The organism is Rhodococcus sp. T7 (genome assembly GCF_009872365.1).
Classification (GTDB): domain Bacteria; phylum Actinomycetota; class Actinomycetes; order Mycobacteriales; family Mycobacteriaceae; genus Rhodococcus_F.
In genome coordinates, this window is record NZ_WXYH01000044.1 from 18,929 (window position 1) to 32,734 (window position 13,806).

12 protein-coding genes and 1 pseudogene are annotated in these 13,806 nt (G+C 69.4%); 6 read left to right on the forward strand and 7 right to left on the reverse strand.

The window, feature by feature from the left end:
- Positions 1-5: 5 nt before the first annotated feature.
- A pseudogene (locus MLGJGCBP_RS06435) lies at positions 6-1,198 on the reverse strand (acyl-CoA dehydrogenase family protein).
- A gap of 212 nt (positions 1,199-1,410) precedes the next feature.
- Here MLGJGCBP_RS06435 and MLGJGCBP_RS06440 point away from each other — a divergent pair.
- From MLGJGCBP_RS06440 to MLGJGCBP_RS06465, 6 genes are all read left to right on the forward strand, one after another.
- Complete coding sequence (locus MLGJGCBP_RS06440) at positions 1,411-2,739, forward strand: MFS transporter (RefSeq protein WP_160094480.1); 1,329 nt, start codon at positions 1,411-1,413, stop codon at positions 2,737-2,739.
- A gap of 84 nt (positions 2,740-2,823) precedes the next feature.
- Positions 2,824-3,957 (forward strand): thiolase family protein, encoded by a 1,134-nt coding sequence (locus MLGJGCBP_RS06445; protein WP_160094481.1) that lies wholly within the window; start codon positions 2,824-2,826, stop codon positions 3,955-3,957.
- 34 nt (positions 3,958-3,991) lie between these two features.
- Positions 3,992-4,756 carry an SDR family NAD(P)-dependent oxidoreductase gene (locus MLGJGCBP_RS06450; RefSeq protein ID WP_160094482.1) on the forward strand — a complete coding sequence of 255 codons (765 nt, stop codon included), beginning with the start codon at positions 3,992-3,994 and terminating at the stop codon, positions 4,754-4,756.
- Positions 4,757-4,773: 17 nt separating this feature from the next.
- Positions 4,774-6,423: a class I adenylate-forming enzyme family protein gene (locus MLGJGCBP_RS06455; RefSeq protein ID WP_160094483.1), complete on the forward strand. Its 1,650-nt coding sequence runs from the start codon at positions 4,774-4,776 to the stop codon at positions 6,421-6,423.
- 79 nt (positions 6,424-6,502) lie between these two features.
- Complete coding sequence (locus MLGJGCBP_RS06460) at positions 6,503-6,856, forward strand: hypothetical protein (protein WP_160094484.1); 354 nt, start codon at positions 6,503-6,505, stop codon at positions 6,854-6,856.
- Complete coding sequence (locus MLGJGCBP_RS06465) at positions 6,849-7,481, forward strand: Dabb family protein (protein ID WP_201452976.1); 633 nt, start codon at positions 6,849-6,851, stop codon at positions 7,479-7,481. Before MLGJGCBP_RS06460 ends, MLGJGCBP_RS06465 begins: the two co-directional genes overlap by 8 nt.
- Here the strand turns inward: MLGJGCBP_RS06465 and MLGJGCBP_RS06470 are convergent, their stop codons facing one another.
- The 6 genes from MLGJGCBP_RS06470 to MLGJGCBP_RS06495 form a co-directional block, all read right to left on the reverse strand.
- A complete protein-coding gene (locus tag MLGJGCBP_RS06470) occupies positions 7,482-8,309 on the reverse strand; it encodes an enoyl-CoA hydratase/isomerase family protein (protein ID WP_160094486.1) in 828 nt (275 codons plus the stop codon). It lies immediately after the preceding gene.
- A 132-nt stretch (positions 8,310-8,441) separates the two neighbouring features.
- Complete coding sequence (locus MLGJGCBP_RS06475; RefSeq protein ID WP_160094487.1) at positions 8,442-9,332, reverse strand: LysR family transcriptional regulator; 891 nt, start codon at positions 9,330-9,332, stop codon at positions 8,442-8,444.
- Between the two features lie 4 nt (positions 9,333-9,336).
- Positions 9,337-10,215 (reverse strand): LysR family transcriptional regulator, encoded by an 879-nt coding sequence (locus MLGJGCBP_RS06480; RefSeq protein WP_160094488.1) that lies wholly within the window; start codon positions 10,213-10,215, stop codon positions 9,337-9,339.
- A 47-nt stretch (positions 10,216-10,262) separates the two neighbouring features.
- Positions 10,263-11,024 (reverse strand): crotonase/enoyl-CoA hydratase family protein, encoded by a 762-nt coding sequence (locus tag MLGJGCBP_RS06485; protein ID WP_160094489.1) that lies wholly within the window; start codon positions 11,022-11,024, stop codon positions 10,263-10,265.
- Complete coding sequence (locus tag MLGJGCBP_RS06490) at positions 11,021-12,082, reverse strand: MBL fold metallo-hydrolase (protein WP_160094490.1); 1,062 nt, start codon at positions 12,080-12,082, stop codon at positions 11,021-11,023. Before MLGJGCBP_RS06490 ends, MLGJGCBP_RS06485 begins: the two co-directional genes overlap by 4 nt.
- Positions 12,079-13,647 carry a long-chain-fatty-acid--CoA ligase gene (locus MLGJGCBP_RS06495; protein ID WP_160094491.1) on the reverse strand — a complete coding sequence of 523 codons (1,569 nt, stop codon included), beginning with the start codon at positions 13,645-13,647 and terminating at the stop codon, positions 12,079-12,081. Before MLGJGCBP_RS06495 ends, MLGJGCBP_RS06490 begins: the two co-directional genes overlap by 4 nt.
- Positions 13,648-13,806: the final 159 nt, after the last annotated feature.

A 13,806-nucleotide genomic window follows, 5' to 3' on the forward strand; every position in this document is an offset into this window, starting at 1 on the left:
TCGGATTACAGTGCGTAACTGCGCAGTACGCCCTTGCTGATGATCATCTTCTGAATCTCGCTGGTGCCCTCGCCGATGAGGAGGAACGGTGCCTCGCGCATCAGGCGCTCGATCTCGTATTCCTTCGAGTAGCCGTAGCCGCCGTGGATGCGGAAGCTGGCCTGGGTCACCTCGGAGCAGTACTCGCTGGTGAGGTATTTGGCCATGCCCGCGGCGACGTCGTTGCGTTCCCCGGAGTCCTTCAGTCGGGCGGCGTTGACCATCATCAGATGCGCGGCTTCCACTTTCGTCGCCATCTCGGCGAGGCTGAACGCGACCGCCTGGTGTTCCGCGATCGGTTTGCCGAACGTGCTGCGTTGCTGCGCGTACCGGGCGGCGAGCTCGAACGCCCGGATCGCGACCCCGCACGCGCGGGCGGAGACGTTGACCCGGCCGACCTCGACGCCGTCCATCATCTGGGAGAACCCGCGGCCCGGGGTTCCGCCGAGGACGTCGCCGGCGGCCGCGTGGTAGTTGTCGAACAGCAACTCGGTGGTGTCGATGCCCTTGTAGCCCATCTTGTCGATCTTCCTCGGGATGGTGAGTCCGGGGAGGACCTCACCGAACCCGGCGGGCTTCTCGATCAGGAAGGTGGTCAGGTTGTCGTGCGGCTTGGCGGCACCCTCCTCGGTGCGCACCAGTGCGGCGACGAGCGTCGAGCTGCCACCGTTGGTGAGCCACATCTTCTGGCCGTTGATCACGTAGTTGCCGTCGGCGTCGCGCTTGGCCTTGGTGCGGATCGCGGCGACGTCGGAACCCAGCTCGGGCTCGGACATCGAGAACGCGCCGCGCACCTCACCGGTCGCCATCCGCGGCAGGTAGTAGTTCTCTGGGCGTCGGTGCCGTGCTGACGGATCATGTACGCGACGATGAAGTGGGTGTTGATCACACCCGACACGCTCATCCAGCCGCGGGCGAGTTCCTCCACGCACAGCGCGTACGTGAGCAGGGATTCGCCCAGCCCGCCGTACTCCTCGGGGATCATCAGCCCGAACAGGCCCATGTCGCGCATCTTGTCGACGATGGCCTGGGGGTAGGTGTCGGAGTGTTCGAGTTGCTGTGCGGCCGGGATGATGTCGCGATCGACGAAAGTGCGCACGGTGTCGACGATCTCGATCTGGAACTCGGTCAGACCGAGAGTGTGGGCGAGGCGGCTCATAGAACTCAGAATGCCCGATCTGCGGGTGCCCTTCTAGAGGTGTTCGGGCTATCTGTCGGATAGCGCAGTCCAATGCACCCGCAGCCCGGCGACCCATAGGCTGACGTAGCCGGTGCCTTCGCCGAGTACGTATTGATCGACGGCTTCCCGGTCCGTTCAATGAATCGAGACACTGTGACCCACGCCACGACATACTTCGAAGGGATCACCACGTGACCCGCTCCTCTGACACCCTCGACCGGGCCGTCGCCATCGGTTCCGAGTCCCGCAGCCGCGCTTGGGGCCTGACCGCGCTCCTCGTGCTGCTCTACGTCGTCAACTACGCCGACAAGGCCGTCCTCGGCATCATCGCCCAGCCCCTCGCCCACGAACTGGGGCTGAGCGCCTCGCAGATCGGGCTGGTGGGCAGCCTCTTCTTCCTGACCTTCACCGTCGGCGGCTTCTTCGCCGGCGCCCTGAACCGCTGGATGTCGCTGCGATGGGCGCTGCTGCTGCTCGCGATCGCCTGGTCCGTCGCGATTCTTCCGCTCGTGGTCGTCGCGAGTTTCGCGGTGCTGCTGGTCAGTCGCCTGCTGCTCGGGCTCGCGGAGGGCCCGAGTTCTGCTCTGCTCCACACGGGGGCGTACTCGTGGCACGCACCCGCCAAGCGCGGACTGCCGAGCGCACTGCTCGCCGGCGCCGCATCGATCGCGAAGATCGCCGTCGCGCCTGCTCTCGCGTTCGTGACCGTCACGTTCGGGTGGCGCTATGCACTGGTCGCGCTGGCCGCCATCGGAGTGCTGTGGTGCGTCGTCTGGCTGACCGTCTGGAGCGAAGGCCCGTACATCCGCAGCGGCAAGGGCGCCGATTCCGCGGTTGCCGGTGACGCCGGGGAACCGGCGGTGCCGTGGGGTCGCATCTTCCGGACCCGCACGTTCATCAGCGGTGCGCTTCTCGTCATGAGCGTGTACGCCCTGGTCGCCGTGGTTCTGACGTGGCTGCCGTCGTACTTCGAGGTGGGCCTCGGGTACAGCCGCTTGCAGGCCGGCTCCATGTTCGCGTTCCCGAGCATCGCCGGGCTGATCCTGATGCTGCTGTCGTCCGTGATCGGCGACCGTCTGCTCGCACGCGGCTCGACGTCCCGCGTCGTCCGCGTCGTCGTCCCCGCCGTCGGGGTGCTGATCTGCGGTGCGATCCTGCTGGCCCTCCCGTCCATCACGGCACCCGCGGTGGCCGTCCTCGTCGTCTCCGTCGGCTACGGCTTCGCCGCGTCGGTGTTCCCGCTGCTCAACGCGGCGATCTCGGAGATCTGCCCGCCCCGCCAGACCGCGGGCACCCTGGGTGTCTTCCTCGCCGTCATGGCGATCGGCGGACTCGTCGCCCCCTACGCGACGGGTCTGATCGTCGACGCGGCCGCCTCGCCCGCCGAGGGGTACGCCACCGCGTTCCAGGCCCTCGGACTCGTCGCCGCCGTGTGCGCCGTCGGTGCGCTGCTCTTCGCGAACCCCGAGCGCGACAAGAAGCTGGTCCGGGGCGACGCTGCGGTCATAGGCACGAACTAACGCTGTGATCGGCCGAAAGTCGTTGTGCTGACGACTTCGCCCGTGATTGATTCGAGTCACCCCCTCAGATCGAAGGAACACACCATGCGCGATGCAGTGATCGTCGACGCCGTCCGCACGCCCATCGGGCGGCGTGGCGGGTCCCTGTCCGGAATCCACCCCGCAAATCTGTCGGCGCACGTCCTCGAGGCCCTCGCGGCGCGCACCGGCGTCTCCCCGGATCAGGTCGGCGACGTCGTCTGGGGCTGCGTCAGCCAGGTGGGGGAGCAGGCGGGCAACGTCGCCCGCACCGCCGTGCTCGCCGCCGGCTGGCCCGAATCAGTGCCGGGCACCACCCTCACCCGGGCGTGCGGGTCGAGCCAGCAGGCCGTGAGCTTCGCCGCCGCCACCGTCATCGCGGGCCACGAGGACATCGTCGTCGCCGGTGGCGTGGAGTCGATGAGCCGGGTCCCCATGGGCAGCGCGAGCACGAACGGTGAGCACTTCCCGGCGGCCGTCCTCGACCGGTACGGCGTCGGCGGGTTCAGCCAGGGCACCGGCGCCGAGATGATGGCCGAGAAGTGGGGGCTCTCCCGACAGGCGCTCGACGAGTACGCACTGCGATCGCACGCACTCGCGGCCGCCGCCGCGGACCGGGGCGCATTCGACGGGCAACTCGCACCGCTGTCCGACGTCCTCGCCGGGGACGAGGGGATCCGCCGGGGCGGCACCCTCGAATCCCTCGGCAAGCTGAAGACCGTGTTCAAGGAGGACGGCGTGATCCACGCCGGCAACTCCTCGCAGATCTCCGACGGCGCCGGTGCGCTGCTCGTCACGACGAGCGAGAAGGCCGCCCAACTGGGCCTGACCCCGATGGCCCGCATCCACACGTGCGCCGTCGCGGGCGACGACCCGGTGATCATGCTGACCGGACCCATCGCCGCAACGGAGAAGGCACTGTCCCGCTCCGGACTGAAGATCGACGACATCGGCGCCTTCGAGGTGAACGAGGCGTTCGCCCCCGTCCCGATGGCGTGGCAGGCGGAGACCGGCGCCGCGACGGACCGGCTCAATCCGCTCGGCGGCGCCATCGCGGTCGGGCACCCGCTCGGCGGTTCCGGGGCGATCCTCACGACCAGGCTCGTCCACCACATGCGGGACAACGGCATTCGGTACGGACTGCAGACGATGTGTGAGGCGGGTGGCCTCGCCAACGCCACCATTCTCGAACTTCTCTGATCCGGCAACATCTTTCGAAGGGAACACACGCACGATGGAACTCAAGGGAATCTCGACCGCGGTCACGGGCGGCGCGTCCGGTCTCGGGCTGGCGACGGCCCGCCGGCTCGTCGACGCGGGCGCCCAGGTCACGCTCATCGACCTGCCGAACTCCGACGGTGAGGCGGCGGCGAAGGAATTGGGCAGCGCCGCCCGGTTCGCCCCCGCCGACGTGACCGATTCCGAGCAGTTCGCGGCCGCACTCGACGTCGCCGACGAGCGTGGCGGACTGCGCGGCCTCGTGCACTGCGCCGGTGCCGGACGCCGCATGCGCATCCTCGACTCCGACGGCAAGGCGGGCTCCGTCGAGGACTTCGAGTTCGTGATCCGGCTCAACCTGGTCGGCTCGTTCAACGCCCTGCGCCTGGGGGCGGAGCGGATGGCGCGGCAGGAGGAGATCGACGGCGAGCGCGGCGCGGTCGTGCTGACGGCGTCCGTCGCCGCATTCGAAGGTCAGATCGGCCAGATCAACTACACCGCGTCGAAGGCCGGCATCGTGGGCATGACGGTCACCGCGGCCCGGGACCTCGCCAGCCGCAACATCCGGGTGTGCACCATCGCCCCGGGGATCATGGACACCCCGCTCCTCGCCCGGCTGCGCGACGACGTGCGGGCGTCGCTGGAGAAGTCGGTGCCGAACCCGTCGCGTCTGGGCAAGCCGAGCGAGTTCGGGCAGCTCGCCTGCCAGATCCTCGAGAACGGCTACCTCAACGGCGAAACCATCCGCCTGGACGGTGCCATCCGCATGGCACCCCGCTGACGAGTAGGGGACCGAACGTGAACAATCCCGCACCGGCACTGCACTATCCGGAACTGACGATGGCGGCGTTCCCGTCGAGCATGGCACTCCTCTACGGCGACCGGCCCGCGGTGGTCGACGGCGACGCCGTGTGCACCTACCGCGAACTCGACCAGCGGTCGGGAGCGTTCGCCGCCGCGCTGCGCGATGCGGGGGTGACCGAGCGCGACGTGGTGCTTTTGCACCTCGGCAACTGCATCGAGTTCGTCGTGGCCTACTACGGCGCATTGCGGGCGGGCGCGACCGTCACCCTGGTCAACCCGCTGCAACCCGGACCCGGCCTGCGCTCGCAGATCCTCGACACCGCAGCGGTCGCCGCCGTCACCCAGCCAGGGCAGCTGGACACGCTCACTGAGGCGGCGCGGGGCACCACCGTCCGCACCATCGTGGTGGCCGGCCTCCCGGCGGGCGTCGGGCGCGGTCAATTCGGGTTCGAGGAGTTCGTCCGCGGGTATGCCACCGCGCCGTTCACCCCGGCGGTGTCCGGGGACGACGTCGCCCACCTTGCCTATACGGGCGGCACCACCGGGTTGTCCAAGGGGGTGCGGGTGCTGCACCGCAACGTTCTCGCCAACGTGACCCAGATGATCGCGTGGCGCGCGGGCCACGAGGTGCGGGCCACCGCCGACGGCGGTATCGAACTGCGTCCCATCGAGAGTCTCGGCGACCGCGGTGTGGTGCCCGGCGCCGGCGCGACCGTCGTCGTGTCGCCGCTGTTCCACGCGCACGCGCTGATCAACATGTCGTTCCTGCTGCTGTGCGGGGCGACGCAGGTGTTCGCCGGGCGCTTCGAGCCCGGCCGGATGCTGGAGTTGATCGAGACGAACCGCGCCACGTACATCACCGGGAGCCCGGCGATGTGGCACGCCGTCGCCACGCATCCCGACGCCGCCACCCGGGACACCGACTCGGTGCGGGTGGTCTCCTCGGGTGCCGCACCGATCGACCACGTGACCCTCGAGGCGCTGGGGCGGGCGTTCCCGTCGGCGAGCGTGGTCGAGGGATACGGGCTGACGGAGGGAACCTGCCTGGTCGCGTCCGCACCGCTGACCGGGGCCGTCGCCTACAAGCTCGGCAGCGTGGGGTTGCCGGTCTTCGACACCGAGGTGCAGATCCGCGCCCAGGACGACTCCGGTGCCGTACTGGAGGCCGGCGCCCGCGGCAAGCTGTGGGTCCGGGGACCGCAGGTCACGGACGGCTACCTGAACCATCCGGAGATCACGGCGCAGCAGTTCGTCGACGGCTGGCTCGACACCGGCGACATCGCCTACCTCGACGCGGACGGGTACCTGTTCATCTGCGATCGCACCAAGGACATGCTGATCTTCAAGGGCTACAACGTGTATCCGCGTGAGCTCGAGGAGATCCTGGTCTCGCACCCGGACGTGTCCTCCGCCGCCGTCGTCGGCCGGGAGGCAGGCAGCGTCGGCCAGGAGCCGGTGGCGTTCGTGGTGCCGATGCCCGGTGTGACGATCGACGGGGATGCGGTGTCCGCGTTCGTCGCCGAGCGGGTGCTGCCGTACAAGAAGGTACGCGACGTGGTGGTGGTCGAGCAGTTGCCGACCTCGGCGGCCGGGAAGATCCTCAAGACGAAGCTGCGCGAGCAACTCGCGACCGCGGCGACGTAGCTCCCGCTGGGTGGACGCAACCCTGTGACGCGCTCCCTCCGTCCCCTACCGTCCTGGTAGCGGGAAGGAGGGAGCGCTGATGGTTGAGGCGGAACCGGTCGTGTACATCGTCGACGAGATGGTGGTGACGCCCGGCCGGGCGCGCGCGTTTCTCGCCGCGTACCTGGAACGCTATGCGCCCGGCGCGATTGCGCGCGGCCTGACCCTCGACCGCGTGCTGGTCTCCCCGCCGGTATGGCTCGAGGACCAGTCCAACACCGTCAGTGTCAGCTGGACCCTGCGCGGCGCTCGCGCCTGGTGGCACCAGAGTCTTCTCGCACGCCACGACGCGGACGTGCTGCGCTGGTGGGAGGACGCCGACGAGCTCCTCACCACCCGGCGACGCACCATCGCCTGCTCGCCCGCGGACGTGGAGGTCGCGACCGATGTTTAAGGTGACCAAGCTGATTCACCTCGGCGCCGACTCCGACGGCACCACCGCTGCGTCGCTGGCAGGCAGGCTGCAGGACGTCGCGGCTCCCCGGGCCCGGCGCGTTCTCGTGGCACCGACCCTGCCCGGGGGCATCAACGGCGGCGATGTGATCGCGCACCTCCACTTCGACGACGAATCCGACTGGTGCGCCGTCGAACCCGACATCACCGCGCAGCTGTCCGCCCACGGGATCGGGCACGTCGACAGCGTCGGCTACGCAGGCGTGCCCACTCCCGCCCCGCGTGCTCTCGAACCGGCCGTGTACCGGACGCTCCTCGTCTCGGTCGAAAATTCGGCCGACCCGGCGGTGGTGGAGCAGTTCGAATCCGAGACGCGGGCGATGCCGAACTATATCCGCACCATCGGGGCGTCGCAGCTCAGCCGGGTGCACGAGTCGGCCGGTTCGGCTCGGTGGACCCACGTCTGGGAGCAGGAATACGCCGACCTCGACGGACTGTCCGGGCCGTACATGACGCACCCCTACCACTGGGCGCACATCGATCGGTGGTTCGATCCCGAACGCGGGCCGCGGATCGTCACCCGGCTCTGCCACAGCTTCTGCGTGATCGACGGGGCGATCATCTAGCTACGACGGTTGCGGGACTTGCCATTCCCCGCTGAAGGCGGGGGGACGCTTCTCCACGAAGGCGCGCAATGCCGCCGGTGCGTCGGTCGCGAAGTTGACCGCTTGCGAACGAGCCTCGTTCTCGAGTGCGTCCCGCAGCGACGACGTCGTACCATCCTCGATCAGTCGGGCCGACTGCATGACCGCCACGGTCGGCGACGCGGCGAGGCCGGCGGCGAACCGGGCGACCGTGGCGTCCAGTTCTTCCGGTTCGGCGACTTCGCTGACCAGTCCCAGCGCGTCCGCCTGCTCGGCGTCGATCATCTCGGCGAGCATGACCAAGCGTTTCGCGCGATGCAGTCCCACCATGCGCGGCAGGAGCCAGGAGCCGCCGAAGTCCACGGACAGGCCGCGTTTGGCGAAGATCTGGCTGAACTGCGCGTCGCGCGAGGCGATGAGCAGGTCGCACAGCAGCGCCAGGTTCCAGCCGGCTCCGACGGCGTAGCCGCGCACCTTCGCGATCAGCGGCTTGGGGAACTCCGCGACCGCCAGCGCTGTCGCGTTGATCTGCCGCATTCGGGTCAGCGGGTGCATCGGCGCGCGTTTGTCGAGGTCTGCGCCGGTGCAGAAGTCGCTGCCCGCACCGGTGAGGACCACGACGCGGGTGGCGTCGTCGAGAGCGAGTTCGGCGAGTGCCTCGCGCAACGCGATCCACGAGTCGAGGGTCATCGCATTACGCCGCGCGGGCCGGTTCAGCGTGATCGTCGCGACCGCGTCGTCCCGACTGATCAGGACGTCGGATTCTGCGGATGCGGCCCCTGCGGTGGAGGGGAGGGATTCGATGCTCATGCGCGGCTCCAGACGTGGGCGCGGTTCTCGGCGACACCCCGGGTGGCTGGCGCCGTGCCGCTCCCAGTCAGTCGATCACCCGGAGACGTGCCGCCGCAATGTCATTCTGGGACACACAGGATGAGGCGAAACCTATGAACTGTGTTCAGTGTTCGAGGTGTGCGCCCGCACCAGTTCGACGAACGCGTGCCCGACCGGGGAGAGCATGTCGGGGTCGAACGCGATCCCGAATGTGCGGGCGAACGTCGGCTCCGCCCGGCGGACCACGGCGCGATCCTGGGCCGCCTCCGCGATCGACCGTTCCAGCAGGGTTCCGCCGATCCCCGCGAGTACCAGGGGAAGTCGCGCCTCGCGATGGTCGGACAGCGCCGCGAGGTGCGGGCGGGCTCCGGCGTGACGGATCGATTCCTCGATCTCGTCCGCGACGGAATGACCGCGGGGAACGAACACCATCGGGACGTCGGGGAGGTCGGCGAGCGGAACGGGTCCCTCCGGCAGGTCGGTGCCCGGCGGGTATACGAGCCAGTACTCCTGTTCGCCGAGTTCGAGGACGTCCAGCCCGGCGTCGTCGAGCGGGAGGTGGGCAACCACGAATTCGCAGTGCCCGTCCTCGATCAGCGACCCGGCCTGGGCCTCGTCTTTCAATTCGCCCAAGCGCACCAGCACATTCGGGTGGGTCCGCCGGAATTCGGTGACGAGGTCGACGAGGGGCCCGATTGCCAGCGCCGGAAACGCCATGACGTCGAGTCGGCCGGCGAGGGCCCCGTCGGAGGTGGCGAGGAGGTCTTCGACGGCGGTGACGTCGCGCAGGATCTGCCTGCTCGGCCCGACCAGGCTGCGGCCTGCGGCGCTGAGCACCATGCCGCGGCCGATGCGGTGGAACAGTTGCACGCCCAGTTCCCGCTCGAGCCCGCGCAGTGCCTGCGAGATGGTGGGTTGTGCGACGCCGAGCGACGCCGCGGCCCCGTTGATGCCCTCGTGTTCCACAACGGCGAGAAAGTACTCGACCTGACGCAACTCCATGTGGTCAGTTCCCCTCTCGAGTTGCCGTGGCCTGCGCGATCGACACGAACGCCGAGGCCGCGGGCGATCCCGGGCCGGACCGCTGGACGAGACCGACGGGGCGGGTCAGTTTCGGCGTCATCGACCGGATCGCGACCCCGCGCAACTGTTCCTCGGCGACCAGTCGGGGCAGGACGGTGGCTCCCGCGCCGCGCATCACCAGTTCCCACGTGGCGCCAGGGTGGGTGCAGTCGACGACGACGTTCGTGGGATCGCCCACCAGTTCCGTGATCAGGGCCGCGTCGCTCTTGTTCCCGAGATCCTGGATCAGGGAAATGTCCCGCACTGCCGAGCGGGGCACCGGATCGGGGAGGGTGTCGGCGAGCGCGTTCGGCAGGGCCAGCACCAGTTCCTGATCGCCGATGGGGACCGAGTGCAGCGCACTGTGGTCGACGGACAGATCGATCACCCCGAGTTCGGCCTCGCCGCGGCGCAGGGCACCGAGGACGCCGGTGGGGCCGTCGGCGTCGATGACGCGGACCGTCACCCGGGGGTACTGCTCGCGGAACCGGCGCACCAGGTCGACGATCGGATCGATCGAGAACGCCGCGTACGTGACGACGTCGACGCGGCCGGACACGAGTTCGCGCACCGCGGCGACCTTGGCCTTGGCCCGCTCGACGTCGGCGAGGATGCGCCGGGCGGCGACGTCGAGCGTGCGGCCGTCCTCGGTCAGTTCGAGACGTCGCCCGGTGCGGTCGAACAGGGTGACACCGAGGCGGCGTTCGAGTGTGCGGATCGCCTGCGAAAGGGACGGTTGCGAGATGTAGAGGGACTGCGCGGCCCTGGTGATCCCGCCGTGATCGACTACCGCGACGAAGTAGGTGACGAGATGCAGGTCCACGCCGTCATCGTACGGAAGCTGTGACGCGGGCCGTGCCGGGCATGCGGCTATCGGCCACGCCACACCGGCGGGCGCTTCTCCGCGAACGCACGCGCACCCTCCTGGGCGTCCTCGGAGGCGAACACCGGATCGAGGAAGCGGACTTGCCCGGCGAACGCGTCGGGGTCGGTGTAGGCGGCCGACATCGCGACGACCTGTTTCGTGGCCCGGACGGCGAGCGGACCGTTGGCGGCGACCCGGGCCGCCAGTTCGCGCGCGGCGGCGAGGGCCTGCCCGGGCTCGGTGAGCCGGTTGACGAGTCCGTGCGCGTGTGCGACCTCGGCGGTGAGCGGATCGCCGGTGATCGCCATCTCCATCGCGATCGGGTACGGCAGCACCTTCGGCAGCCGCAGCAGACCGCCCGCGGCCGCGGCGAGTCCCCGCTTGACCTCGGGGATGCCGAATTTGGCGTCGCGGGCCGCGACTATCAGGTCGGCCGACAGCGCCAACTCGCAGCCGCCGGCGAGCGCCCATCCTTCGACTGCGGCGATCAGCGGCTTCGTCGGCGGTGCCTCGGTGAGTCCACCGAATCCGCGGCCGGGCAGCGACGGCCGTTCGCCGCGGCTGAACGCCTTCAGGTCCATGCCGGCGCAGAACGTTCCCCCGGCGCCGGTGAGGATCGCGATCGTCAGGTCGGGCCGTGCCTCGAATTCGTCGATCGCGGCGGCGAGCGCCTTCGCGACCTCGAGGTCGACGGCGTTCTTCGCCTCCGGGCGGTTCAGGGTGATGACGGCGACGCCGTCGGCGAATTCGGTGAGAACCACACTCATGGGGTGTCTTCCTTACGGGAGGTAGGGGTCCAGCGTTCGGGGTGGCCCCCGAGCGAGCGGATGCTTCCGCGGTCGGCGAGAACGAGCAGGTGGGCGTGGGTTTCGCGGACCGCGAGGCGGAGCAGGCGGTCGGACATGGAGTCGAACGGACGCGACCACGAAATGTGTTGCGAGATCTCCCACGCCGTCGATTCGGGGCGCACCTCCAGAGCGGCGACGATCTCGGTGAAGCGTTCCTCGTGATGACCCATCAGCTGCCGGGCGCGGTCGGCGATACCCCGGAACCGGTACTCGTGCGCAGGTAGCACCTCGCCGTCGGGCATCGAGGTGGTGGCGTGCAGCGACAGCAGGTACCGGTGCAGCGGATTTTCCAGTTCGCCGGGGACCGTCGAGATGTTGGGACTGATGCGCGGCAGCATGTGGTCGCCGCTGAACATGAGACCGTGGGTGCCGTCGACGAACGTCAGATGACCGGGCGTGTGCCCGGGTGTCCAGACCGCCCGCAGATCCCAGCCGGGCAGGTCCAGGGGAGTGCCGTCGCCGAGTACGACGTCCAGGGATTCGCTCGGCCCGAGCCGGACGAGGTCGACGCGGGCGGCGGCGAGGATGCCGGTGGGTGCCCCCAATTGGGCGAGTTGGGTGTTCCACGTGCGTTCGTCGGCTGCGGTGTCCGCCGGCGAATGGTGGCCGAGCAGTGCGGCATCCGCGCCGTGCATCGCGAGCGCCGCCCCGCTGACCTCCCGCAGCCGGGGTGCGAGACCGAAATGGTCGGGATGCAGGTGGGTGACGGCGGCGTACCGGACGTCGGTGACGTGGTGCCCGGTCTGCGCGATCCCGTCGACGAGCGCCCGCCACGACTCCTCGGAATCCCAGCCGACGTCGATCAGCGCGAGACCGTCGGGAATCGCGAGTGCGTAGATCAGGACGTACCGCAACGGGTTTCGCGGCATAGGAACCGGGATCGACCACAATCCGGGGCGCACCTGCTCGACGGGTGGCAGCACGCCGCGGGCCCAGGCCTCACGCTGGACGGTACCGACGTCTTCGGTGACGATCACGACGACACCTCCGTGTCGCGGAGTTCTTCGCGCAGGGCGCGTTTGAGGACCTTGCCGCTCGCTCCCCGCGGAAGTTCGGCGACGTAGACGATCTCGCGCGGCTTCTTGTACGACGCGAGCCGGTCGGCGGTGAACGCGATCAGGTCCTGCTCGTCCGGTGCGTTTGACGGATCGGCGAGCCGGACGACCGCGGTCACGGTTTCGCCCCAGGTCCGGTGCGGCACACCGATCACCGCGACCTCGGCCACCGCCGGATGCTCGGCGAGCACCGTTTCGACCTCGATCGGGTACACGTTCTCGCCTCCCGTGATGATAATGTCCTTCACCCGGTCGGTGACGAACAGATAGCCCTCCGCGTCGATGTGCCCGGCGTCGCCGGTGCGCAGGAAACCGTCGTGGGTGAGAAGGTTCGCCGTCTCGTCCGGCCGGTTCCAGTAGCCCGCGACGTTGTTGCGTGAGCGGCACACGATTTCGCCGGATTCGCCCACCGGTAGCCGGGCGCCGGTCACCACCTCCCGGATCTCGACCTCGACACCGGGCATGGGCCTGCCTGCGGACCGCAGCAGATGCGCGCGGTCCCCGGACGGGTCGTGGTCCCGGGCGGCGAGGGCGGTGACCGAGCCCGTCGTCTCCGTCATGCCGTAGCGCTGCACGAATCCGCAGCCGAGGCGATCGATCGCCCGCCGGAGCAGCGTGGTGGTGATCGGCGCCGAACCGTACGCGACCAACTCGAGGCTCGACACGTCGTAGCGTTCGAGGCCGGGCACGTCGAGGAACATCTGAATTGTCGAGGGAACCAGGAAGGCGTGGGTGATCCGGTGCCGTTCGATCAGTTCGGCGACCTGCCGGGCGTCGAACGCGCCGAGCAGCACCACGTGGACGCCCGCGGACAGGCAGGTGCTCAGCCAGCCGGCGCCCGCGATGTGGAACAGCGGCAAGGCGTCGAGTGCCACCGAGTCGGGTTTCCAGTGGTAGATCAGCAGGCCGTCGGGTTCGTTGTGCAGGTTACGATGCGTCGCGACCACACCCTTCGGACGCCCGGTCGTGCCCGAGGTGTAGAGCTGCAGCACCTCGGCGGCGGGGTCGTCCCCGAGCCCCGGGTCGGTGGCGGTGCCCGACGTGACCAGTCGTTCCCACGTCCAGGCGCCGGGCGGAAGGGGGTCGCCTTCGGCCGCATCGACGACCACCACGACCACCCGCGGGAGTGCATCGCGGACGGCGTCGGCGGTGGCCGCGAACTCGGATTCGACGATCAGCACCCCGAGCCCGGCATCGACCGCGACCGCGGCGGCCTCGGCTGCGGGGAGCCGCCAGTTCAGTGGGACGAACACGAGCCCCGACTTGGCGGCGGCCACGAACGTCTCGACGCCCTCGGTGCGCATCCGCAGCAGTGCCCCGACCCGGCCGCCCCGGGATGTCAACGCCGACAGCGCCGTTGCGATCCGGTTGGTCCGCCAGTCGAGCTCCGCGTACGTCAGTATGGTGTCACCGCACGTCACAGCGGGTGCTCCGGGCCGTTCCGCGGCATGGTGCCGCACGCGCTGGGGAAGATGCAGACCACTCACATCAGGCTCCTCGATCAGTCGTCGACGCCGCCGGTGGACCGGGTGACGTGTGGTGCCAGTCGACCACCGGTGTGAGTGCGGAAACAAAGTCACAGAGCCGAACGGACAGTGAGGAATCGCCTATGGATGCCCGGCCGGACGGGCGCACGGCGTTTGTAG